Below are 23063 nucleotides of genomic sequence, written 5' to 3' on the forward strand. Positions count from 1 at the left end.
CCCTGGCGACGGTCGTTCCCCGCGTCAGCACGCCAACTGCCGTTCACGGAACGAGATCCCGCGCTCCGCAGCCGCCACAACTCCGACCCCGATCCCCAATCCGCCGACCGCGAGCACCAGTTCCGCACCGTCCGGGCTGAACCCGTCCGGCATCACCACGAACACCAGGACCACGCAGGCAAGTTCGACGACCCTCCGGACACCCGGTGCACGAACGGCGAAGGCCGCGGGAAGCACTGCCCACAACGCGTACCACGGCCGAAAGGCCGGCCCGAGGGCAACCAGGACGGCAAACGCGAACGCCAGGGCAGCCACCGGCTCGCTCCCCCGCCCGACAACTCTCCACCCCAACACGGCAATAGCAGCTGCCGCGAGGACAATCCCGAGCAACCGGGCGACATTGACCGCACCCTCCGGAGCGGTGCCTGCGATATCGGCGGCCAGTCGGCCCAGACTGCTGGTGAGCGACCAACTGGAGCTGGTGGCCGGAGTGGTGAGGGCTGAGATCCATCCGTAACCGGTGCCCGCAACGGCGGTGAAGGCAAGCACCGTGCCGGCGGCCGCCCCCAAAGCCCGTGCGCTCGTCCACAGTTGGGCCCGCCAAGTACGATCCGCAGCAGCGACCAGGCACACCACGGGCAGAGCGAGCGCGGCCGGGGCCTTCACCAGGGCAGCCAGGGCGACCAGGGCGGCGGCGAGCACAGCACGCCGCCGAGTGGCGGCAAGCAGACCGCCGAGCAGCAGGGCGAGCGCCGGCGCATCGTTGTGCGCACCGGCGATCAGGTGGACCAACACCAGCGGATTGAGCACCCCCAGACGCAACGCGGCGGCCGGATCGACGCCGAGCGCGCGGGCGAGCGCGGGCAGCAGGGCGGCAATCGCGGCAACGGCGAGAACAGCAGCCAGCCGTAGCACCACCGTTCCGACCCACGGGTGTTCGGCGAGCGGAGCGACGGCCCGGGCCACCAGCAGGAAGGCAGGACCGTAGGGAGCGGGAGTGTGCTGCCAAACCTGCGGTATCTGTACGGCTGTTGGCCCGCCGAGGTCGGCCGGCCCGTGCGTGTAGACGTCCAAACCGTGGGCGAGCATGGCACCTTGGGCAAGGTAACTGTAGACATCACGGCTGAACAGCGGAGGCACGAGCAGCAGCGGGGCGACCCACCAGGTCAGCGTGACATTCAACCAGCGCTCATCGGGCGGCGGTTGACCGTCGGCGGGTCGCCCCATCAACATCCAGGCGGCGACAAGAACGGCGAGCCCCGCGAAGACCAGCACGGTACCCGCACCGCCAGAAGCACGCAGCGCAGGGCCGGTGTCAGCGGCGGACCGAGCGCCTGCGCTGAGGGCCCCGACGGCCAGAGCGAGCGAACCCAGGAGCCCGAGCCACCGGCACCGGCTCGGGTAGGCGTTCACGCCCGTGTTCGGCATGCCGGGAAGGCTGACAGAACGGTGTGGCGACCGGACGACCGGCCCGCGTCCGGCGGATGACCACGGGGCGTCCGGAGAGAGCCGGCCACGCACCGACCCACCCCACCCCCGAACCACCCCACCCCCGGCCCGCCCCGCCACCGCCCCGCCGCACCCCAAATCGGCGAACTCCGTTCGCCGAACCGGCCATTCAGCATGTGCACATCTGATCTCCGTCGGACGTCCACCTGAGGGCCAGTCGGGTCGGGGAGACATACCCATGCCGCTTCTGACCGGCGCCGCCCGACCGCCCGACCGGCGGGTCGGCGGACCGGCGGACCGGCGGACCGGCAGCGGGCGTCGTGTCGTCGCGTGTCGTCCCGTGCTGTTCGCCGCCACCGCATCGCGCCCCGAGACCCCGGAGAGTCAGCCATGGCCACCACCTCCGCCCGCCCTGCCCAGTCACCCTCGACCAACACCCACGCCGTGGCGGGCCAACAGCCGTCGTACCAACTGGTATTCGCCCGGACCGAGGAGGACGTGCGTGCCGCGCAGCGGCTGCGGTACCAGGTGTTCGCGCAGGAGATGGGGGCGGTGCTGGAGTCGCCGCTGCCGGGCCTGGACGCGGACCCGTTCGACGAGTTCTGCGACCACCTGCTGGTGCGCGAGCAGTCGAGCGGCGAGGTGGTCGGCACGTACCGACTGCTGCGTCCCGAACAGGCACGCTGCGCGGGCAGGTTGTACTCGGACACCGAGTTCGACCTGGGCCGGCTCGGCGGTCTGCGGGACGGCCTGGTAGAGGTCGGCCGGTCCTGCATCGCCGAGGCGCACCGCGGCAACGGCGCGGTCATCAACCTGATGTGGGGCGGCATCGCCCGCTACATGACAGCCACCGGCAACGCGTGGCTGGCTGGCTGCTGCTCGGTCCCGCTGTCCGACGGTGGCACCGCCGCCGCCGGAGTGTGGGACGCGGTGTCCGCCAAGTACCTTGCGCCGCAGGAGTATCGAGTCACCCCCCTGCGTCCGTGGTCGGCGGACGGGGTGGCCCGGCAGGGGCGGACCCCGATCCCGGCACTGCTGCGCGGCTACCTGCGCCTCGGCGCGTGGGTGTGCGGCGAGCCCGCGTTCGACCCCGACTTCAACGTGGCGGACCTGTACGTCCTGCTGTCGCTGGAGCGCACCGACCCGCGCTACCTCCGGCACTTCCTGTCCGCAGCGACGGACCTGCCGATCTCAACCATCACCAGTGGCACCAGCAAAGCCGACAACTCCCGTAGCACGAACGCCACTTCGGCCAGAACGGCGACCGCGGCATGAGCGCCTGGCTGCCGACCGCGCCATGCACGCCCGGCGCCTGTGTGACGGTCCCCGAACCGCGCGCAGGGGTCGCGCACCGAGTGCTGCGACTGGCCGGCTGCGTGACGGTCCTGCTCGCGGGTGTCGTGGCAACGCCCGCGGTGCGGGCACTGCGGTGGCTGCCGACCGAGCGCCTGGTGCGCTGCTGGGCGCGGCTGCTGCTGGCCGCGCTGGGGGTGCGAGTGCGGCCAATCAGCGTGCCGGGCAAGCAGGTTGGCGGTTCGCTGGTGGTGGCGAACCACATCTCGTGGCTGGACATTCTGCTGGTCGCTGCCGCCCGTCCGGGCCGGATGCTGGCCAAGACCGAGGTCGGCCACTGGCCGGTGCTCGGCCCGCTGACTTCCTGGGGCGGCACCATCTTCATCGACCGGGAGCGGCTGCGCGCACTGCCCGGCACGGTCGACGAGATCGCGACGGCGCTGCGCCGCGGCGAGCGGGTGGTGGTCTTCCCGGAGGGCAGTACCTGGTGCGGGCGCGTCGGCGGACGGTTCCGCCCGGCCCTGTTCGAGGCGGCGGTGCGCGCCGACGTCCCCGTCCAACCACTGGTGCTGCGTTACCGCACGGCGGCGGGTCCGAGTACCGCGCCGGCCTTCGTCGGTGAGGACGGGCTGCTGTCTTCGTTGTGGCGGGTGGTTTCGGTACGCGGCCTGGCCGCCGAGGTCGAGTTCCTGCCGCAGCTGCCGCTCGCGCTGTTCCCCGGCCGGCGCCAACTGGCCGCCGCCGCCCAGCGGGTGGTGGACCAGCGGCGCCACCTCGACGTCCCCGACTGCGCGACCTGCACCGCCCCGACCACCGCGGCCCATCCATCAGAGCGGCCGGCCCACCCATCAGAGCGGCCGGCCGACCCATCAGAGCGGCCGGTCCACCCATCAGAGCAGCCGGCCGACCCGTCCGCCCACCCGTCCGAGCAGCCGGTCCTCGTACCCGACCGCGAGGACGTTCTGCGGCCCCGAGCGGGCGCCGCGCACTGACCGACCAGCCCGCCCACGACCATGGCGGCAGGTACGACCGTACGGCTCCCGTATGATCGGGCGAGTTCAGAGAAGGCGAGGAGTGCTCGATGCAGGTGGACGAGGAGGCCGTCGGCGCGGTGCTGAACCGGCTGCGCCGAGCCCAGGGCCAACTGACCGGCGTGATCGCGATGATCGAGGCCGGCCGCGACTGCAAGGACGTGGTGACCCAACTCGCCGCAGTCTCGCGCGCCCTCGACCGGGCCGGCTTCAAAATTCTCGCCAGCGGCATGCGTCAATGCCTCGCCTCCGCCGACGAGAACACACCCCCGATGACCGAGGCCGAGCTGGAGAAGCTCTTCCTCACCCTGGCATAGCCGACACCGCAAAACCGGTCGAGATCCGAACCAGTTCAGACCGATCCGAACCGATTCGAACCAAACCGAACCGATCCGATCGAATCCGGGCAGCCCCGCCCCGCACACGCACGAAACCCCGGGCGCGACCACAGCGCACCCGGGGTTCGTTCACAAGCGGCGTGCCCCGGCCAAAGGCACCGAAGGTACCGAAGGCACCGAAGGCCGAAGGCACCGAAGGCACCGAAGGCACCGAAGGCACCGAAGGCACCGAAAGCACCAGAAGCGCGGGACGCCGCTCAGGCAAGGGTGAGGAAGAGCTTCTCGAGTTCCGCCTCGCTCATGGGGGCGCCGCCTTCCTCGGCCTCGGCCATGCACTGGCGCATGCCGCTGGCGACGATCTTGAAGCCGGCCCGGTCGAGGGCGCGGGAGACGGCGGCGAGCTGGGTGACGACGTCCTTGCAGTCGCGGCCGGCTTCGATCATGGCGATGACGCCGGCCAGTTGGCCCTGGGCGCGGCGCAGCCGGTTCAGTACGGCGCCGACGGCCGCCTCGTCCACCTGCATCGGGTCTCCTCCTCGTGCTGGGCCTTCCCCGGCGGGTGCCGGGTGGGGCCGGTAATACCCCCGCCGGTATCAACCGGGACGGTGGGCGGGGCATTCCCGCCCACCGGTCGGGGTGGTGCGGTGGTTGGCGGTCAGACTGCGGACTCCCACGCGCCGTAGCCGCCGAGCAGGTCGGAGGTCTGCGGGTGGCCGTGGTGGCGCAGCAGGCTGGCCGCGATGGACGAGCGGTGGCCCCCGGCGCAGTGCACGACGACGGCGCGGTCCTGCGGGATCTCGGCCAGGCGCTTGGGGAGTTCGGCCAGCGGGAGGTGCATCGAGCCGGGGATCAGTCCGCCGTCGCGCTCCGCGCCGCCTCGCACGTCGAGGACCAGCGGCGGCTCGCTGCCCGCGAGTTCGGTGCGCAGGTCGGCGACGGTGCGGCGGGCGGCCTGGCGCATCTGCTCGGGCACGGAGCGGAACGTGGTCTCGGGGTCGGCGAGGTGGCCGGCGACGCGGTCGAAGCCGATCCGGGCGAGGCGGGTGACGGTCTCCTGTTCGCGGCCTTCGGGGGCGACCACCAGCAGCGTCCAGGCGGGGTCGAGGACGGTGCCGGACTGTTCGGCGAAGCGCCCGTCGGCGGGGACGTTGATGGCGCCGGCCAGGTGTCCGGCGGCGAAGTCGAGCGGGTCGCGGGCGTCGACGACGACGGCGCCCTCGGCGCGGCGGGCGAGGAAGGTCTCGGCGTCCAGCGGGGTGTCGAGCGCGGCGGCGTCGAGCAGGTCGCGCTCGCGCCGGTTGAGGTCGGCGTCGTAGCCGAAGTAGCCGGGGGCGGCGGGCTGGCCGGCGGTGACGATGGCCACGAACTCGTCCTCGGTCATCGGCGCGCACGCGTAGTTGGTGGCGCGCTGCTGTCCGATGGTGGACTGGAGCTCGGTGGACAGGTTCTTGCCGCAGGCGGAGCCGGCGCCGTGCGCGGGGTAGACCCGGACCTCGTCGGGCAGCGCCATCAGCTTGCGCTGGACGCTGTCGTACAGCATCCGTCCGAGCTCGTCGGCGGTGACGCCGGCGGAGGCCAGCAGGTCGGGGCGGCCGACGTCGCCGATGAACAGGGCGTCGCCGGTGAGCACACCGTACGGGACGGTGTCGTCGGCATTCTCGCGGACCAGGACGCTGATCGACTCGGGGGTGTGGCCGGGCGTCTCGAGGATCTCCAGTTCCACGGTGCCGAGGCTGATCCGCTCGCCGTCGGCGAGCTTGCGGATCGGGTACTCGGTCTCGGCACGCTGCCCGTAGCCGATCCAGGCGCCGGTGCGGTCGGCGAGTTCGAGGTGGCCGGAGAGGAAGTCGGCGTGGAAGTGGGTGTTGATGACGCCCTCGACGGTGAAGCCGCGCGCTTCGGCCTCCGCCAGGTACTCGTCCACGTCCCGGCGCGGATCGATCACCACGGCGCGGCCGGTGGTCTCGTCCGCGATCAGGTACGAGGCCTGGGAGAGGCACTCGAGGTAGTACTGGGCGAAGAACACGGATGTCCTCATCTCTGCGTCGGCCGGTCACGGCTGGAGGGTGGAGGTGCGGGCGCGGTACGGGTGCGGAGCCGCGGGTGGGTACGGGTGCGGGGCCGATATGCCCGACACCCGAGCCCGCCGATACCCCCATGGGTATTATTGCAGGCAGTTCTCGACTGTAGCGGATCCCGAGCGATACGGGTGGGGGTATATGCTCGATCCCAACGATATACCCCCTCCGGTATCTTCCTCGGGACGGCCGAGCGCCGCGAAGTACCGCCGGAGGACCCCGCACCACTCCCGCACGTCCCACCCTCATCACCGCCCAGGAGGACCCCGTGGCCCTGTTCCACCAGCCGCCCGCTCCCGCGCAGATCGACGCCGCCGAGGCGCACCGCCTGGCCGCCGCCGGCGAGGCACTGCTGCTCGACGTCCGCGAGCCCGCGGAGTACGCCGAGGTGCACGCCCCGGATTCGGTCCTCGTCCCGCTCGGCAGCCTGAACAGCCCCGGCGCCCTCGACGGGCACCTCGTACCGGGCGCCGACGGACCGCTTGTGCTGGCGCTGTGCCGCTCCGGGAACCGTTCGCAGGTGGCCACCGACCTGCTGAACGCGCGCGGCGTGCGGACGGTCAACGTGGTGGGCGGAATGCGCGCCTGGCTGCAGGCGGGGCTTCCGTCGCACCAGGGCGAGTGTTCCTGCGGCACCGCGATATGACCGCCGTCATCCTTGCTCTGATCGCCGGCGCGGTGGTCGGGCTGGCCCTCGGTGGACTCGGCGGCGGCGGCAGCATGCTGGCCGTCCCCGCGCTGATCTACCTGCTCGGCCTGACTCCCGGCACCGCGACCACCGCCAGCCTGCTGATCGTCGCCGTGACCTCCCTCACCGGACTGGTCGCGCACGCCAAGGCCGGACGCGTCCGCTGGCGCAGCGGCCTGCTGTTCGGTGCCGCCGGACTCCCGTTCGCGGCACTCGGCGGCGCCCTCTCCCGTCATCTGCCCGGCTCGGCGCTGACCGCCGCGTTCGCGCTGCTCGCCGCACTGGCCGCCTGGCGGATGCTGTCCGCCGGACGCGCGCCGCGCAGCCGCCGGGTCGCGGGGCACGCGTCGATTCCGGCCCAGACCCGGGCGCCGGAACCGGCCCGGGTGCTCGACGGCGGGACGGGCGTGTCGCAGGCGACGGCCGACGGCGCGTCCGGGACGTTGCGCGTCGCGGACCCGCACACGGAAAACGCTTTCCCGTTGCCTTCCGAGAGCCACGACCACACCGATCAGCCGGACACATCCGCCACCTCACCCGTTCCCGCGTCCGCGCGGCGGTCCGCGCTGGCGGGGGCGGGGCTGGGTGCGGCGACCGGCGTGCTGGGAGTCGGCGGCGGGTTCCTCGCCGTGCCCGCGCTGGTGTCGTTCCTGGCGTTCTCGATGGCCGACGCGATCGGCACCAGCCTGCTGGTGATCACGCTCAACTCGCTGTCCGCACTGCTGCCCCGCCTCGGCGGTGCCGCCGACATCCCGTGGGCCGTGGTCGGCCCGTTCGCGGCCGCTGCGATCCTCGGCGCGTGGGACGGCAAGCGGCTGGCGTCCAAGCTGTCCGGCCGCACCCTGCAGCGCATCTTCGCCGGCGCCCTGCTCGCGGTCGCCGCCCTGATGCTGGTGGACGCGGTGCTCTGACCGCCGGGCCCACAGCCCCGCACCAGGCACCGCGCCACCTCCACCGCGCAGCCCCACCTGCGCTTTCGGTCCACTCCCCCGCCCGGCGGCAACCGCATGCCGGGTCACTCCTGCCCGAAAGGCCCCACTACCTATGACCACGCCCCTGACCGTCGACCAGCTCCAGCCCCGGCTTCAGCAGCTGACCGTCATCGACGTGCGGTCGCCCGGCGAGTTCGCCGGCGGCCACATTCCCGGCGCCCACAACGTGCCGCTGGACCAGCTGTCGCAGGCGCTGCCCGCCCTGCGCGCCGCCGCCGCCCGCGGCGAGCTGGCGATCACCTGTGCCTCGGGCGCCCGGGCCGTCAACGCGTGCGAGCAGCTGTCCGCCGCCGGGATCACGACGCTGCTGGTCTCCGGCGGGACCGCCGCCTGGGCGGCCGGCGGCCACCAGCTGAACAAGGTGCCGGGCGAGAAGGTCCGCTGGGGCCTGGACCGCCAGGTCCGGATGGTGGCGGGCTCGCTGGTGCTGGCCGGCGTCGTGGTCGACCTGGCCGTACCGGGCGCGCGCTGGGTGTCGGCCGCGGTCGGTTTCGGTCTGGCGTTCTCGGCGGCCACCAACACCTGCGCGATGGGCTCGATGCTGAGCAAGCTGCCGTACAACCGTCCGCGCAACTCCGGTGCCGCGTTCGAGGCGACGCTCAGCGCCCTGCACGGCGGCAAGTAACGCCTGAAGCCACCTCCGTCGAAGCGCCCCGCGTCCGATCCGGACGCCAGGCCGAGCGGCGGTGAGTGAACTCGGCCCTCGGTGCCACCCGTTGTCCGAACGGGTGGCACCGAGGGCCTACGTGTGTCATCGGTCGTCGACGGCTGAACCCCAACTCACGGGCGGCGTCGGCCACTCAGCGCCCGGTGGTCACTTTCCAGCGGTCCGTGCCCGGCGGTCAGTGCCCGGTCGGGGTGCAGGACCCGGCGGGTGCGGTGGGCGCCGCGGGTGCCGCCGGTGTTGCCGGTGTTGCGGGTGTTGCGGGTGCTGCGGTGTCGTGGTGTCCGGCCAGCCAGAATCCGATCAGCAGGCCGACGATGCCAACGACCTTGTGGCGGTTGCGTTTCCACCACGAGGGCGAACCGGCGGCCATGAACCGTAGGTTGGTGAACTCCGGATGTGCAGTGGGCGGGGCGTCTCTGAACAGTCCCATCGCGGATGATCCTCCTCTCGCGTCGGGGAGTTCATGACCATACGCGCGCACCGCACCGGCCGCAGTCCATTAATCCCGTTTCCGGGTTCCCCGCGCGCCCCTCGCGCCCCCTCCGACGCGCCACGCCCACCCACCTACCGGGCGAACCGGCGCGTCACCAGTGCGCAGGCCGGACCAGTCCGGAGCCGATGCTGGTGGTGGAGTCGCCCTTGGCGGCGGCCAGTTGGGACTGCGTCAGGAACAGCGCCCCGGTCAGGTCCGCGCCACGCAGGTCGGCGTCGCGCAGGTCGGCCCCGATCAGGTCGGCACTGCGCAGGTCCGCGCCGGACAGGTCGGCGGCGATCAGGTAGGCACCCCGCAGGTTCGCGCCACGCAGGTCGGCACCCTTGAGCCTGGCTCCGATCAGGTCCGCGCCGCGGTGGTTGCGCTTCTTGCCGGGCAGCGCGTTGCGGGTCAACTCGCTGGCCCGCAGTAGGAGTTCGCTGGTCTCGGCGCGGATCGCGGGGACGTCGGCGGAGATCAGGGCGGCGGCGTCCCGGCGGGTCAGCTCGTCGATGGCATCGCTCGCGCGGCGCAGTTCGGCGTGCACCGGGCGGGCCTTGGGGAGCTCCAGCGCCTCGGTCAAGTACCAGAGCAGTTCGTGGAGTTGCCGCATCACCGGGAAGGCGTCGAACATCTGTCGGGCGGTGTCCTGGTCTTCGCGCCAGCTGCGGCCTTCGAAGGTGTGCTGGGAGATCTTCTGGCCGGCGCCGAGGCAGTCGAAGACGGTGCAGCCCTGGTAGCCGCGGTCGCGCAGCTTGACGTGGATTCCGCAGCGGTAGGCAGCGTCGAGGTTGCGGCAGGGGGTGCCGGCGTTCTTGTTGGCCGCGAAGTCGGCGGACTTGGCGAAGGGCAGGGCGACGCAGCACAGCCCGAAGCAGGAGGAGCAGTCGGCGAGCAGGTCGAGGCGACGGCCGGTCTGGGTGGGGTGCTGCTGATCGGTCACGGTGCGGGGTCTCCTGCGGGGCGGGGCGGCGGGCTCGGATCGTTCCGTCCGGACACCATTCTCCCCGGTCGCGGGGGTGCACCCGCCCCCGGGGGCATCCGGGCCCCGGGGCGGCAGGTTCTGAGCGGCCCCGGGGCGTCCGCAGCTCGGGTCATCCGTCGTGGGACGTCCGCGCGTCGCCGTTGCCCGGGCGGGCGGGGGCGGCACAGTGGTGGCTGCCGTGTCCGGGCCGGACACGGTGCGGCCGGGGGCGACGACGGGAGGAGCAGCGTGGGCATCACCGGCGACTGGTACAGCGAACTGGGTTCGCACATGCGGTTGGTGGAGGGTCCGGAGGGTTCACTGACCGGCACCTACGTCTCGGCGACGGGCCTGGCGAGCGGAGCGTATCCGCTGGTGGGACGCCTGGTGGCACCGGCGCAGCCCGGGCACGGGACGGCGGTGGGCTGGGCGGTGGCCTGGCACAACGAGCTGGGCGACGCGGGTTCGGTGACGGCCTGGAGCGGCCAGTACCAGCGGAACGGGGCGGAGTGGATCTCGGCCGCCTGGCTGCTGACGCGTTCCGCGGAGGCTCCGGACGAGTGGGAGTCGACGGTGGTCGGGCACGATCTCTTCACCCGCCAGGAGCCCGACCCGGCCCGACTGGACGAGGTCCGCCGGCTTGCGCGCCCGCTGCCGCATCCGAAGCCCTGAGCACCGCCGCCCTGAGCGTCGCCGTCCTCAGCGCCGCCGCCCTGAGCACCGTCGCCCTGAGCGTCGCCGTCCTCAGCGCCGCCGCCCTGAGCACCGTCGCCCCGAGCACCCCGCGCAGAACGCCCTCGTGCCCGCCCCTTCCCGCGTGGCGGGTCGGGGCAGGCACGAGGCGGGCGGACTCCCGGCTACGGCACGGGCGTTCCGGTGGCGGTGATCTCTGCGGCGCTGGTCCACGGGCCCCGGTTGCCGGCTTCGCTCAGGGCTCGTAGACGTACGTAACGCCCGCTCTTCGCAGTGAAGTTGACGGGTTTCGCGGCCGAGGTGTCGGCGAACGTCCCGGCCGCGACGGGGGCGCCCCAACTGCTGGTGCTGTCGGAGACATAGATCTCGTAGTTGCCGATCCGGCCGTTGACGCCGCCGTCCTGGCGGGGCAGGTAGGTCAGGCTGTCGACGCTGTAGCGGGCGCCCAGGTCGATTTGGATCTCGTGCGGCAGCGGGGTGGCGGTGGTGGACCACTGGGTGTGCCAGAGGGTGCCGCTGTTGCCGTCGATGGCGTTGGTCGCGGCGCCGTTCTCCGCGGCGGTCTCCTGGCTGTCGGTGGAGACTACCTTCCAATTCGCCTGCGGGATGGGGCCGCTGGCGGTGACGGGGGTACCGGTGGGCAGCGTGAGGCCGGTCGCGGTGACGCTGAAGGCGCTGGTGACGGCGTGGTTGCCGGCCTTGATCCAGAGCGTGCCGGAACGGTCGGCGTCGTCGAAGTACCAACCGGTGCTTGCGGCGTCGTACGCGGCCTTGCTGCTCAGCCGGGCCAGCGTGGACGCCCCCGCCGTGACGCCGTTCGGCGCGCTAGCCGCGTGCACGGTGAACTCGTAGTCACGGGCGGCGAGTTGACCGGTGTAGCTGCCGTTCGCGGCGGCGACGGCCAGCGTGACGTCACCCGAACCTCCGCTGGGCGCAGTGACGTTGACCTGCTGGCGGGAGTAGGCGCCGCTCCGGTAGGCGCGGGTGGTGCCGTCGTCCTCGTAAAGGCTGAAGGAGGAGTTCCCGCGCGGGTAGATGTCGTAGGTCAGGGTGGAGGCGGGCTTCTCGCCCGTGTAGTTCATCTGCGGCCACATCGGCACGATGGCACCGGACTTGACGAACAGCGGCAGGGTGTCGAGCGGTGCGCTGTAGCCGTTGAGCCAGCCCGGGCCGGTGTAGGTCTTTCCGGTCCAGTAGTCGGTCCAGTTGCCTGCGGGAAGGTAGATTCCGTCGCGCACGGAGGTGTCGCTGACCACGGGGGCGACCAGGAACGAATCACCCGCCATGAACTGACCACTCGTCAGATTCCCTCGTGCGACCGGATCTTCCGGGTATTCGAGCACCATGGCGCGGGTGGCGGGCACGCCGGTGTCGGTGGCGATCCGGCTCATGGTGTACATGTAAGGCATCAGCCGCATCTTCAGCTGCAGGTACTTGCGGTTGATCGACAGGTACGGGTCGGCGAACCGCCAGGGCTGCTTGTCGTTGTAGCCGGTGGACGGGTTGCTCGCGCCCCAACCGGACATGGTCATGAAGGCGGGGGTGAAGGCTTTCCACTGGAGGTCGCGGACGTAGGTCTTCGGGCTGCCGTCGTAGATGCCGTCGACGTCCCCGGAGGCGTAGTTGAGGCCGGACAGGCCCGCTCCCGCGATGGACGGGACGTGCCAGCGCATGGCGTCCCAGGTGCCGTGGGTGTCGCCGGTCCACACGACGGCGTTGCGCTGGGTGCCGGCCCAGCCGTCCACGGTCCAGACGAAGCGGCGGCCGTCGGAGTTGTTCTCGATGCCGGCCACGGCCTGGTTGACGCCGGTGAACGCGGTCTTGTAGCCGCCGCCGATCCATGCCACGTCGGTCTTGACGGCGCGCGAACCGGCCGTTCCCACTTCCCAGTTGATGTTGCTCAGGCCGGTGGAGGTCCACAGGCCGGTGTGGAAGCCGCGGTCGTTCAGGCCGGCGGTTGCCGTGGGCAGGTCGGTGTAGCCGCAGCCGTAGCCGTCATTGGGCAGGAACCAGCCGGAGGGCATGTCGGCGGCGCGGGCGTCGGTGGCGTAGCCGACCACGTCGGGCGTGGTCTGGTGGCGCGGCCGGTTGTGGTCGCCCGTGTAGGCGGGGTTGGAGGCGTTGAAGCAGTCGGCGTTGCCGAGTTCGAGTCCCCAGATGGGGGCGAGGAAGGGTTTGCCGGTGACGTCGGTGTAGGCGTTCAGCACGTCCTTCAGTGAGTTCCCGGCGAAGTACCAGGCATCGAACCGGCTTTCGTTGTGGGTGAGTTGGGCGGGTGTGCCGAAGTTGTAGCTGCCGGGGGCCCAGGTGTTGCGCATCACGCCGTAGCCGTTGGTGGACATGTAGAACGGGGCGGGGCTGGCGTTGCTGTTCTCGGTCCACTGGTTGGAGACGGCGACCGGAACGGTCTTGTCGCGCAGCGCCCACTCCCCCAGGTGCAGGCCGGTGCCGTAGAACTGCTCGTCCGCGCCGCGGTTCAGGTACTGGGTGGTCTGGCTGGTGGTCCAACTGGTGGGCTGGGATTCGGCCCAGAGCAGTGTGGTGTTGTCGGCGCGGTAGAGCGCGAAGGTGAGCGGGGACTTGTTGATCCGCAGGGCGATCGCGCTGGTGTCGATGCGCCAGTAGGTTCCGGCGTCGGCGAGGGTGGCGCCGACGCTGCCGAAGGAGGTGGTGACGGCGAGGTCGCTGCCGGCCGGGTCGTTGGTGAACTCGCCGTTCGGCGAGAGCCAGATCCGGAAGATGTCGGCGCGGGCCAGCTGGATCCGGGCGGCGGCTTTGCCGGAGGTGGTGACGGTGAACGTGTCGCCCGAGCGGGTGACGCCGGTGGCGTTGCCGGCGGTGGTGGCGCGTGCGGCGGCGGCCGGGCCGACGACGGCGAACAGTGTCGCCAGCATCAGCAGCACGAGCGTGGCCGCTGTGTACCGACGGCTCGGGCTACCCGGCCTTGGCAGTGGGGTTCGCATGCTGGTTCCTCCTGTACGGGCGCGGGGGGGCGGAGGGTGGGAAGTGCGTCGCCGGGCCGAACCGGATGAGGGGGGTGGGGGTGCGCCAAGTCGCTTGTGGGGCCGTTCGGTTGAGGGGTGGGGCCGATCCGGCGAGTTGAGCGGTACATATCGCAGCAGCAACCCGATGTGACGTCAAGCGTTCGTTCAAGCCGCGTTCTGCGCAGCTTCGCGCATAGCGCGCAGAGCATTTGCTCGAAACGCACGACGGGCCGGCAGCCGCGCCGCCTGGGTGTGCGGAAATGGCGGCAGACGTTCGCCTGCGGGAAAGATCCCTTTGTCCGGGCGCACGCCCTGTTTGGCCACAACGTTGGCATGCGAGTCGCCATCGTCACCGAGTCCTTCCCGCCCGAGGTCAACGGCGTGGCCCACAGCGTGCTGCGGGCCGCCGAACACCTCGTCCGGCGGGGTCACCAGCCACTGGTGATCACGCCCGCGCCGGCCCGCGGCGCGCACTGCCCGCCGCAGTCCTTCGGCCCGGACCGGGAACCGCTGCCGGTGGTGCGCATTCCGTCCGTTCCGCTGCCCCGCTACCCGCAGGTACGCATCGCGCTGCCCAGCCGCCGCCTGGCCGCCGCGCTGACCGCCCACCGGCCGGACGTGGTGCACCTCGCCAGTCCGTTCGTGCTCGGTGCGCGGGCCGCCCGGATCACCGAGCGCCTCGACCTGCCGACGGTGGCCGTCTACCAGACCGACCTGGCCGGGTACGCGCAGGCGTACCGGATGGGACGGGGGCTGGGATCGGCGCTCGCCTGGGCACGGATCCGATCCGTGCACCGGTCCGCCGCGCGCAATCTCGCCCCGTCCACCCCCGCCGCCCAGGACCTGACCGCGCACGGCGTGCGCAACGTCCGGATCTGGGCGCGCGGCGTCGACTCCGCGCGCTTTCACCCCGACCACCGGGACGAGGCCCTGCACCGCTCTCTCGCCCCCGGCGGCGAGGTGCTGGTCGGCTACGTCGGGCGGCTCGCCCCGGAGAAGCGGGTCGACCTGCTCGCCGAGGCCTCCCGGCTGCCCGGGGTGCGGGTCGTGGTGATCGGCGACGGACCGAGCGCCCCTACATTGAAGGCCGCGATGCCCGGCGCGGTGTTCCTCGGCCGCCGCACCGGCGCCGAACTCGCCCGCTGCTTCGCCACGTTGGACGTGTTCGTGCACACCGGCCCGCTGGAGACCTTCTGCCAGACCATCCAGGAGGCGATGGCCAGCGGCGTCCCCGTGGTCGCACCGGCCGTCGGCGGCCCGCTCGACCTGGTCGGCCACCACCGCACCGGCCTGCTGGTCGCCCCGCGCGACCCCGGGGCCGTCGCCCGCGCCGTCGCCACCCTCGCCGCCGCCCCCGACGTCCGCACCCGCTACGGCGCGGCCGGCCGCACCGACGTCACCGACCGCACCTGGGAGGCCGTCGGCGACCAGCTCATCCAGCACTACGAGGACATCCTCGCCGAGCACCGCACCCGCCCTGCGGGCACACTCCCCCACACCAACGGGAAAACGCTTTCCAGCACGGCCGGGCCAACTGCCACCCCGAACGACGGGCCGTCGGTCCCCGTTCAGGCCCACACCAACGGGAAAGCGCTTTCCCCGACCTCCGCCGACGCCGACGCCGACGCCGACACACCGGCCACCGTCCCGCCGCCAGCGACACCTCCGCAGCCCTCCCCTTCCACCCCCGCCGACGTGCAGCCCGGCTCCGACCTCACCGCTCGCACGGCCGGTCAGTTGGTCGAGGAGCAGCCGGCGTGAACAGCGAACTGCGTATCGTCCGGGTGGCGAACTTCGTCACGCCGGTGTCCGGCGGCCTGCGGACGGCGCTCCGGCACCTCGGTGCGGGCTACCTGGCGGCGGGCCACCAGCCGGTGCTGGTCGTCCCGGGGCCGCGCCGCAGCGACGAGTGGACCGAGCAGGGCCGGGTGATCACGCTGCCCGGGCCCCGGGTGCCGGGCAGCGGCGGCTACCGGGTGCTCCGGGACCGTCGTCAACTCGCGGCCGTCCTCGCGGAGTTGGCGCCGGACCGACTGGAGGTCTCGGACCGCACCACGCTGCGCTGGACGGGCGCCTGGGCCGGAGCGCACGGAGTGCGGTCGATGATGGTCTCGCACGAGAGCGCCACGGGCGTCCTCGGCACCTGGGGCCTGCCCCGGCCCGCGGCACGCGGCCTCGCGGACCGGCTCAACTCCCGCACCGCGCAGGCCTACGACACGGTGCTGTGCACGACGGCGTGGGCGGCCGAGGAGTTCGAGCGGATCGGCGCCGACAACCTCGCCCAGGCACCGCTGGGTGTCGACCTGACGACCATGCACCCCGCCCGCCACGACCCGGCGCTGCGGGCGCGACTGGCCGATCCGCACCAGGTGCTGCTGGTGATGTGTTCGCGGCTGTCGGGCGAGAAGCGTCCGGAACGGGCGCTTCAGGCACTGGCGGAACTGCGCCGCCACCACCGCGTCCCGGCGGTGCTGGCCGTCGCCGGAACGGGCCCGCTGCGCCGCCGCCTGGAGCGGCAGGCCACCGAACTACGGCTGCCCGTGACGTTCCTCGGCCACCTTGCCGAACGCACCGACGTGGCAGCCCTGTTGGCGACCGCCGACGCCGCGATCGCGCCGGGCCCGGTGGAGACCTTCGGCCTGGCCGCACTCGAGACGCTGGCCTGCGGCACCCCCGTCGCGGTGAGCCGTTCCTCCGCACTGCCCCGGGTGGTCGGCCGGGCCGGCCTCGCGGCCGCCGACACCGGCCCCGGATTCGCCGACGCCATAAGGGAGTTGCTGGACCGCCCCGAGGCCGAACGCCGGGCCGCCGCCCGCGCCCGGGCCGAACGGTTCAGCTGGGACGCCGCCGTCACCGCCTTCCTCGCCGCCCACCACGCCACCGTCCCCGCACCCGCCGCCCACCACGCCACCGTCCCCGCACCCGCCGCCCACCACCTCGCACCGTAGTGCGCAGACCCCAACTGCCCACTCCCCCACCGCATTCCACACCCACCCAACCCCACTGGAGGGACGTGATGACGGTTCGGTTCGCTGCGCTCGGCGACTCCCTCACCGAGGGCGTCGGCGACCCCGTCCCCGGCGGCTGGCGAGGCTGGGCGGCACTGCTCGCGCCCAGCCTCTCGCCAGGCCCCGTAGACTTCCGCAACCTCGCCAACAGCGGCGCCCTCAGCCGCGACCTGCTGGTCTCCCAACTACCCACCGCACTCGCCCTGCGCCCGCAGTACGCGGCAGTGCTGGTGGGCGGCAACGACACCCTGCGAGCCTCCTTCGAACTCGACCTGACGGCACGTCAATTCAGCGCTGCCCTATCCTCGTTGGCGTCATCCGGCACCGTCCCGCTCACCGCCTGCCTGCCCGACCCGGGCCGACTGCTGGGACTTCCCGCACCGCTCGCCCGCCCGCTGGCGCGCCGGATGCGCGGCGTCAACGCGGTGATCCACGCACTGTCCGAGCACCACCACGCGGTGCACCTGCACCTCGCGGACCTGCCCTGGACGGAACGGCGCAGCCTGCTGAGCGTGGACCGGCTCCACCCCAGCGCCGCCGGGCACCAGTTGATCGCCCGCGGCTTCCACACCCTGCTCGCCGAATCCGGCCACGCGGTCGGCCCGCCACCCGCCGAGCTGCCGACCCCCGTCCCCGTCCCCGGCGCCGACCTGTGGTGGATGGCCACCCGTGGCACCCGTTGGCTGGCGGCCCGCTCCACCGACCTACTCCCCGGCCTGCTCGCCCTCGCCGCGATCGAGGCCCGCCATCTCCTCCGCGGCTCGTCCCGTCGCCTCGACCACGCGGAGGCCCGAACCACCGCCGCCATCATCGCCCGCCTCACCACACCCGGCCCCAGCCGGCCCCGCCCACCGCGAAAACCTCAACGCCCCGCTAGCGCAACGCACTTGCCGGGGCCACCGGCGCGCCACGCCCCCCGGAGCGGGCACCCCGGTCACCGCGCGACCGGCAAGGTTGGTCGTTCAGTGCCGCTGGTCGCGCTCCGTGCCTCGTTCGACACCTTTCGAAATCGCGAGTGAGGCGCGGATCTTGTCCAGCCAGCGTTGACAGAACTCAGGCGTGATCGGTTCGAAGAGTTCTGGGGTCGATGCCTCGAAGAGGAACTGCGCCACGAAGTCCTCATGACCGTCCTCGAGGTCCAGGCCATCGTGGAGGTGCACCACCTGGGCCCACGTGGTGAGCTCGGCCGATGCCACAAGGCCGTCGGTGGCCTTGGCCAGGGCGGCCTCAAGGGCGGCGCGATCCACGACGGCGCGATCCACGACGGCGCGATCCACGACGGCGTGGGCCGATTGACCTGCGCGGCGTGCGTTTCGCACCAGGTCGTCGAGTTCACCACGCCAGTTGACGAGATCTTCGAGAACTGGGCTTTCGTCGGCGTTCATGCCGCTCATCCTGCCAGCGCGCGGTCCCCTCCCGAGCGCTGTCCGGTCGAGACGTTCGGCGGCGGCAAACAGTCGAATCCCCTCCCTGGAACGGGTTAAGTGCCGCCCTTGGGCCCCGGCGCAGTCTCGGTGGCCCGGTTACGGTGCAGTGCTCAATCCGGCAACCCGGACCACTCGGAGGCACACATGGTCACCCGAAGCACCGCATGGCCTGCTGGAACGCCCTGTTGGGTCGATCTGTCCGCGGACGACCTCGACAAGGCCGTCACGTTCTACAGCAGTCTGCTCGGCTGGCAGGTCCAGCGCGGCGGCAAGGACGTCGGCGGCTACAGCCTGGCCCTGAAGAACGGCGCGAACATCGCCGGCATCGGCCCGAAGATGAAGCCCGAGATGCCCACGGCCTGGACCACCTACCTGGCCACCGACAACGTCGACGACACCGTCGCGAAGATCACCGCGGCCGGAGGGAAGGTCCTGTCGCCCGCGATGGACGTGATGACCCTCGGCAGGATGGCGATCGCGGCGGACCCCGGCGGCGCGGTGTTCGGCGTGTGGCAGTCCGGCGACCACACCGGTTTCGGCGTCGCCAACGAGGACGGCACGGTCGCCTGGAACGAGAACATGAGCCGCGACTACGAGGGCAACCGCAGGTTCTACCGCGAGGTGTTCGGCTACAAGTACGGCGAGGTGTCCGACGGTTCGATGAAGTACTCCACCCTCGACCTGCCGCACGGCACGGTCGGCGGGATCGGCGAACTGCCGGCGGACACTCCGCGCGAAGTGCCGGCGCACTGGATGGTCATCTTCACCGTGCAGAACGTCGACTCGACCGCGGCCAAGGTGCCCGGCCTGGGCGGTCGCGTCACTCAAGCCCCGTTCGACACACCGTACGGCCGGATGTCCGTGGCGTCCGACGACCAGGGCGCGACGTTCACCCTCGTCCAGCCCCTGCCGACGGACTGATCCGCGCTCTGCCGAAGCCCAACTGACCGGCTCTTGCGGCGAACCGCCCCGTAAGCGCCGGTCAGTTGGGCTTTGGCAGGCGGATCACGGCCGAGCCGCGCGCGAGGTCGATCCGGCTGCGGTTCGACGGGGCGCCGTCCTCGTCCTCGTCGCGAAGCATCAGCGCGGACTGGCGTTCCTTCAGCTCGTTCTGCTTGCCCGCCGAGAACTGGGCGTGCAGTTGCTCGAATCCGGTCGCCGAGACCTGCCCCTGCCGGCTGCCGGGCCGCCACGGCAGGAGACCGGCGCGACCGGCCCGCAGCAGCACCTGGTCGACCACCGCGAGCGCGGTGAGCAGCAGCACCAGGCCCGGCAGCGTCATGAAGACGATGAACCCCATTCGGTCAGTATCACCGCCCGGCCGCCCTCCGCACAGGGCCTCGCGGCACAGCGCCTCGCGCATCCCCCGCGAACGGCCACCGCAACTCGGCCAACACCCCTCGTACCCCAGCCGCCCGGCCGCGCCGCACCGGCCGACTCGCGGATTGGCGTCGTAGCATCGCCCTCGGAGCACCGTGCACCGTTCGCACCCACCCCGCCGGAGGCAGTGAGCATGGACGTCGGTTTCGTCGGTCTGGGTGCGATGGGTCGGGCGATGGCTCGCCGGCTGCTGGATGCGGGGCACTCGGTGCGGGTGTGGAACCGGTCGGCGGAGCCGGTGGCCGAGCTGGTCGCGGACGGGGCGTCGGCGGCGGGGACGCTCGCGGAGGCGTTCGGCGCCGAGGTGGCGATCTCGATGCTGGCGGACGACAAGGTGGTCGAACGCCTGTTGCTGAACGAGGAGTTGCTGTCCGCCGCGCGGGCCGCCGTGCACGTCAACATGGCGACCGTCTCTCCGGGGCTGGCACGCCGGGCCGCCGAGTTGCACGCGCAGCACGGGCTGGGTTACATCGCGGCTCCGGTGCTGGGCCGGGCGGAGGCCGCGGCGGTCGGGAACCTGAACATCCTGGCGTCGGGTCCGGCGGCCGAACTCGACTGGGTGGCACCGCTGTTCGACGCGATGGGCCGGCGCACCTGGCATCTCGGCGAGGACCCGGCGGCCGCGAACGTGGCGAAGATCAGCGCCAACTTCCTTCTGGTGTCGGCGATCGAGGCGTTCTCGGAGGCCGCCGTACTCGCCGAGGCGAACGGTCTCGCACCGTCGGCGCTGCTCGACGTCCTCACCAACTCCCTTTTCCCCGGCCCGGTTTACGCCGGCTACGGCGCGATGATCACCGAGCGGTCCTTCGACCCGGCCGGGTTCCGCCTCGCACTCGGGCTGAAGGACGTCAACCTCGCCCTGGACACCGCCGCCGGCGCCAACGTGCCCCTCCCCCTCGCCTCCCTGCTGCGCGACTCCCTGCTGCAGGCCGTCGCCCATGGCCACGGCGAGAGCGACCTCGCCGCGATCTCCGCCACCTCCCGCACCCGGGCCGCCATCTGAGGCCCACGGCCACCGGAACCACTCCAGAACCAGGCCCACAGCCACCCACAGCCCGCCTCGAACGTAGCCTACCCCCTCTTTTCGTCGTATTGACGACAACCGGCACCCCCGCTTATCGTCATGGAGACGAAAAGAGAGGACGCCGCGACTCCCATGGCCGACATCACCCGCCGCTTCGGCTTCCGCCACCTGCGCTCCGCACCGACCAGCCACATCCGCCACCTCCGGGGCGGACAGCTCACCCACGAAGGCGCCGGACTCGCCTTCTGGTTCCGGCCGCTCACCGCCGCCATATCCGAAGTACCGGTCGACGACCGCGAGTTGGCGATGATGTTCCACGCCCGCACGGCCGACTTCCAGGATCTCGCGGTGCAGGCCACCGTCACCTACCGGATCAGCGATCCGACGGTCGCCGCCGCCCGCCTTGACTTCGGCATCGACCCCGACACCGGCAGCTGGCGCGCCGAGCCGCTCGCCCAGCTCGCCACCCTGCTCACCGAGACCGCGCAGCAGCACGCCCTCCAGCTGATCGCCCGAACTCCCCTCGCGGACACTCTGGTTGACGGTGTGACGGCAGTCCGCGAGCGGATCGCCGAAGGCCTGGGCACCGAGCCCCGGCTGGGCGAGATCGGGCTGACGGTGCTCGCGGTGCGCGTCACCGCCGTCCGGCCCGAGGCCGAGCTGGAGCGGGCGCTGCGCACCCCGGCCCGGGAGCAGGTCCAGCAGGAGGCGGACCGGGCGACCTACGAGCGTCGCGCGGTCGCGGTCGAGCGGGAACGCGCCATCGCCGAGAACGAACTCGCCAGCCAGATCGAACTGGCGCGCCGCGAAGAGGAGTTGGTGGCGCAGCAGGGCGCGAACGCGCGCCGCGAGGCGGAGCAGAAGGCGGCGGCGGACGCGGTGCGCACCGACTCCGAGGCCGCCCGACGCACCCGGCTGGCGGTGGCGGAGGCCGAGGCGGCCGGCACGCTGGCCGCTCAACAGGCCGAGGCGGTACGGGCGTTGGGCGAGGCGAAGGCGGCCGCCGAGGCGGCGTGGCTGACGGCGCACCAGCAGGTCGGGCCGGAGATCCTGCAGGCGCTGGCCCTGATCCGGCTGGCCGAACACCTGCCGCGGATCGACAGCGTCACCCTCACCCCGGACGTGCTCACCGGCCTGCTCACCCGGCTCTCCACCCCGACGCCCGCCACGACGCCCCACACCCCGACGGGTCCGGCCGGCGACACGGATCGACCGGTCCGATGAGCCTCGCTCCGCGCGTGGTGCTGGTCCACCGGCGCACCGAGTACCAGGAGTTGATCGCCCATCACGGGACGCATGGCCAGGCGGAGTTCTTCCTCGCCGGCCGCGGGCGCTCGCTCGACGAGGCGGAGCAGCGGCACGACCTGGCCCGGAGTGCGCTGGCCGAGGTGTCGGCGGCGGTGCCGCTGGACTGGCGGCAGACCCGGGTGGAGCGGGCGGACCTGGACCGGTTCCTGTTCGGGCCCGAGGACCTGGTGGTGGTGGTCGGCCAGGACGGGCTGGTCGCCAACACCGCCAAGTACCTGTCGGGGCAGCCGGTGATCGGCATCGACGCGGAGCCGGGCCGCAATCCGGGCATCCTGGTGCGACACCGTCCGGGGCAGGCCGGGCCGCTGCTGCGGGCGGCCGTCGGGCCGGGCGCGGAGCGGCGCTTGGAGTTGCGCACCATGGTGGAGGCGGTGGCGGACGACACCCAGCGGCTGCTGGCACTGAACGAGATCTACCTCGGGCAGCCCGGCCACCAGACCGCCCGCTACCGGCTGTCCGCACCGGGTGGCGACGCGGAGTCGCAGGCATCCTCGGGCGTGCTCGTCGGCACCGGCACGGGCGCGACGGGGTGGTGCCGCTCGGCGTGGTTGGAGCGGTCCAGCCGGCTGCCGCTGCCCGCGCCGACGGTGCCGCAGCTGTCCTGGTTCGTCCGGGAGGCGTGGCCGTCCCCGGTCACCGGCACCTCGCGCGTCGAGGGCCTGCTGACCTCGGAGCAGCGGCTGGCCCTCACCGTGGAGTCCGAGCGGCTGGTGGCGTTCGGTGACGGCATCGAGTCCGACGCCCTGCACCTCACCTGGGGCCAGACCGTCCGCGTCGGCCCGGCCGCGCAACGCCTCCACCTGCTCGCCTGAGCCCGCCCCGCGTCCCCCGACCGCACGTCGCCGCAGGCCCCTCCCGGGGAACGCCGCAGGCCGGACGGGCAGCGGGCCCCGCCGTCCGGGAGCGACCGGCGGCGGGGCCCTGCCTAGGATGGAACGAACGACGGGAAGGAGGTCCGGCCATGGCTCGACGATTCGCTCTCACCTTCCCCGGGGAGACCGGAGGCCACGCCGAACAGGACGTGGTGGTGGTCGAGGCGACCGGCACCCGAGGCCCCGGCGGGCACCCGGTGTACACGGACCCGTCCGGCATCGTGCAGGCCGAGATCAGCGACGCCGGCGAGGTCCGGATGATGGCCACCGGCGGCCATCAGGCCCCCCGAACGCCGATGCACGCCGAACCACTGCCCTGAGCCTCGGCCTCCCCGCCGCCGGTACCAACGGGAAAGCGTTTGCCCGACACCTTCCGGTAAGCGCTTTCCCGTTCG

21 protein-coding genes and 1 pseudogene are annotated in these 23063 nt (G+C 72.4%); 15 read left to right on the plus strand and 7 right to left on the minus strand.

From position 1 onward, the window contains the following. Positions 1 to 24 precede the first annotated feature (24 nt). Positions 25 to 1428 (minus strand): polyprenol phosphomannose-dependent alpha 1,6 mannosyltransferase MptB, encoded by a 1404-nt coding sequence (mptB, locus tag ACFYS8_RS00165; protein WP_387633672.1) that lies wholly within the window; start codon positions 1426 to 1428, stop codon positions 25 to 27. Between the two features lie 411 nt (positions 1429 to 1839). Between mptB and ACFYS8_RS00170 the strand changes: the two genes are divergently transcribed. The 3 genes from ACFYS8_RS00170 (at position 1840) to ACFYS8_RS00180 (ending at position 4090) form a co-directional block, all read left to right on the plus strand. Then, entirely contained in the window at positions 1840 to 2724 is an 885-nt protein-coding gene (locus ACFYS8_RS00170) for a GNAT family N-acetyltransferase (RefSeq protein WP_387633674.1), read from the plus strand. Beyond that, positions 2721 to 3734, plus strand: a complete 1014-nt coding sequence (locus ACFYS8_RS00175; protein ID WP_387633676.1) for a lysophospholipid acyltransferase family protein — start codon at positions 2721 to 2723, stop codon at positions 3732 to 3734. The genes ACFYS8_RS00170 and ACFYS8_RS00175 overlap by 4 nt, the downstream gene beginning before the upstream one ends. Positions 3735 to 3823: 89 nt before the next feature. Next, a complete protein-coding gene (locus tag ACFYS8_RS00180) occupies positions 3824 to 4090 on the plus strand; it encodes a metal-sensitive transcriptional regulator (RefSeq protein WP_043911730.1) in 267 nt (88 codons plus the stop codon). 278 nt (positions 4091 to 4368) lie between these two features. Here the strand turns inward: ACFYS8_RS00180 and ACFYS8_RS00185 are convergent, their stop codons facing one another. Both ACFYS8_RS00185 and ACFYS8_RS00190 read right to left on the minus strand, forming a co-directional pair. Then, a complete protein-coding gene (locus tag ACFYS8_RS00185; protein WP_043911727.1) occupies positions 4369 to 4635 on the minus strand; it encodes a metal-sensitive transcriptional regulator in 267 nt (88 codons plus the stop codon). A 131-nt stretch (positions 4636 to 4766) separates the two neighbouring features. Beyond that, positions 4767 to 6137, minus strand: a complete 1371-nt coding sequence (locus ACFYS8_RS00190; RefSeq protein WP_387633678.1) for a rhodanese-like domain-containing protein — start codon at positions 6135 to 6137, stop codon at positions 4767 to 4769. Between the two features lie 320 nt (positions 6138 to 6457). Between ACFYS8_RS00190 and ACFYS8_RS00195 the strand changes: the two genes are divergently transcribed. The 3 genes from ACFYS8_RS00195 (at position 6458) to ACFYS8_RS00205 (ending at position 8494) form a co-directional block, all read left to right on the plus strand. Then, a complete protein-coding gene (locus tag ACFYS8_RS00195) occupies positions 6458 to 6835 on the plus strand; it encodes a rhodanese-like domain-containing protein (protein WP_387633680.1) in 378 nt (125 codons plus the stop codon). Beyond that, on the plus strand, positions 6832 to 7788 hold the full coding sequence (locus tag ACFYS8_RS00200) for a sulfite exporter TauE/SafE family protein (RefSeq protein ID WP_387633682.1): 957 nt from the start codon (positions 6832 to 6834) through the stop codon (positions 7786 to 7788). The genes ACFYS8_RS00195 and ACFYS8_RS00200 overlap by 4 nt, the downstream gene beginning before the upstream one ends. 133 nt (positions 7789 to 7921) lie before the next feature. Further along, a complete protein-coding gene (locus ACFYS8_RS00205) occupies positions 7922 to 8494 on the plus strand; it encodes a rhodanese-like domain-containing protein (RefSeq protein WP_387633684.1) in 573 nt (190 codons plus the stop codon). Positions 8495 to 9120: 626 nt separating this feature from the next. On the opposite strand, the gene ACFYS8_RS00210 is transcribed toward ACFYS8_RS00205, so the two are convergent. Further along, the gene (locus ACFYS8_RS00210; RefSeq protein ID WP_387633686.1) at positions 9121 to 9951 is read right to left on the minus strand and encodes a pentapeptide repeat-containing protein; all 831 of its coding nucleotides are present in this window, start codon (positions 9949 to 9951) and stop codon (positions 9121 to 9123) included. Between the two features lie 270 nt (positions 9952 to 10221). Between ACFYS8_RS00210 and ACFYS8_RS00215 the strand changes: the two genes are divergently transcribed. Continuing rightward, a complete protein-coding gene (locus ACFYS8_RS00215; RefSeq protein WP_387633688.1) occupies positions 10222 to 10644 on the plus strand; it encodes an avidin/streptavidin family protein in 423 nt (140 codons plus the stop codon). Between the two features lie 185 nt (positions 10645 to 10829). On the opposite strand, the gene ACFYS8_RS00220 is transcribed toward ACFYS8_RS00215, so the two are convergent. Further along, entirely contained in the window at positions 10830 to 13559 is a 2730-nt protein-coding gene (locus tag ACFYS8_RS00220) for a TIM-barrel domain-containing protein (protein ID WP_387633690.1), read from the minus strand. A 423-nt stretch (positions 13560 to 13982) separates the two neighbouring features. Between ACFYS8_RS00220 and ACFYS8_RS00225 the strand changes: the two are divergent. The 3 genes and pseudogenes from ACFYS8_RS00225 to ACFYS8_RS00235 form a co-directional block, all read left to right on the plus strand. Next, positions 13983 to 15119: pseudogene (locus ACFYS8_RS00225) on the plus strand (glycosyltransferase family 4 protein); the annotation flags it as partial. A 287-nt stretch (positions 15120 to 15406) separates the two neighbouring features. Next, positions 15407 to 16597, plus strand: a complete 1191-nt coding sequence (locus tag ACFYS8_RS00230; RefSeq protein ID WP_387633692.1) for a glycosyltransferase — start codon at positions 15407 to 15409, stop codon at positions 16595 to 16597. 68 nt (positions 16598 to 16665) lie between these two features. Further along, positions 16666 to 17676: an SGNH/GDSL hydrolase family protein gene (locus ACFYS8_RS00235; protein WP_387633694.1), complete on the plus strand. Its 1011-nt coding sequence runs from the start codon at positions 16666 to 16668 to the stop codon at positions 17674 to 17676. Here the strand turns inward: ACFYS8_RS00235 and ACFYS8_RS00240 are convergent. Continuing rightward, a complete protein-coding gene (locus ACFYS8_RS00240; RefSeq protein ID WP_387633696.1) occupies positions 17620 to 18042 on the minus strand; it encodes a hypothetical protein in 423 nt (140 codons plus the stop codon). The two genes, ACFYS8_RS00235 and ACFYS8_RS00240, sit on opposite strands and share 57 nt — an antisense overlap. A gap of 186 nt (positions 18043 to 18228) precedes the next feature. On the opposite strand from ACFYS8_RS00240, the gene ACFYS8_RS00245 reads away from it, so the two are divergent. Continuing rightward, positions 18229 to 19005: a VOC family protein gene (locus tag ACFYS8_RS00245; RefSeq protein ID WP_387633698.1), complete on the plus strand. Its 777-nt coding sequence runs from the start codon at positions 18229 to 18231 to the stop codon at positions 19003 to 19005. A gap of 61 nt (positions 19006 to 19066) precedes the next feature. On the opposite strand, the gene ACFYS8_RS00250 is transcribed toward ACFYS8_RS00245, so the two are convergent. Continuing rightward, complete coding sequence (locus tag ACFYS8_RS00250) at positions 19067 to 19384, minus strand: DUF6191 domain-containing protein (RefSeq protein ID WP_387633700.1); 318 nt, start codon at positions 19382 to 19384, stop codon at positions 19067 to 19069. A 213-nt stretch (positions 19385 to 19597) separates the two neighbouring features. On the opposite strand from ACFYS8_RS00250, the gene ACFYS8_RS00255 reads away from it, so the two are divergent. From ACFYS8_RS00255 to ACFYS8_RS00270, 4 genes are all read left to right on the plus strand, one after another. Continuing rightward, positions 19598 to 20467 carry an NAD(P)-dependent oxidoreductase gene (locus ACFYS8_RS00255; RefSeq protein ID WP_387633702.1) on the plus strand — a complete coding sequence of 290 codons (870 nt, stop codon included), beginning with the start codon at positions 19598 to 19600 and terminating at the stop codon, positions 20465 to 20467. Between the two features lie 153 nt (positions 20468 to 20620). Beyond that, complete coding sequence (locus tag ACFYS8_RS00260) at positions 20621 to 21712, plus strand: SPFH domain-containing protein (RefSeq protein ID WP_387633704.1); 1092 nt, start codon at positions 20621 to 20623, stop codon at positions 21710 to 21712. Then, positions 21709 to 22608 (plus strand): hypothetical protein, encoded by a 900-nt coding sequence (locus tag ACFYS8_RS00265; RefSeq protein WP_387633705.1) that lies wholly within the window; start codon positions 21709 to 21711, stop codon positions 22606 to 22608. The genes ACFYS8_RS00260 and ACFYS8_RS00265 overlap by 4 nt, the downstream gene beginning before the upstream one ends. A 149-nt stretch (positions 22609 to 22757) precedes the next feature. Continuing rightward, positions 22758 to 22988: a DUF6296 family protein gene (locus ACFYS8_RS00270; RefSeq protein ID WP_387633707.1), complete on the plus strand. Its 231-nt coding sequence runs from the start codon at positions 22758 to 22760 to the stop codon at positions 22986 to 22988. Positions 22989 to 23063 lie beyond the last annotated feature (75 nt).

This window comes from Kitasatospora sp. NPDC004615 (genome assembly GCF_042873545.1).
In the GTDB taxonomy this organism is placed as follows: Bacteria; Actinomycetota; Actinomycetes; order Streptomycetales; family Streptomycetaceae; genus Kitasatospora.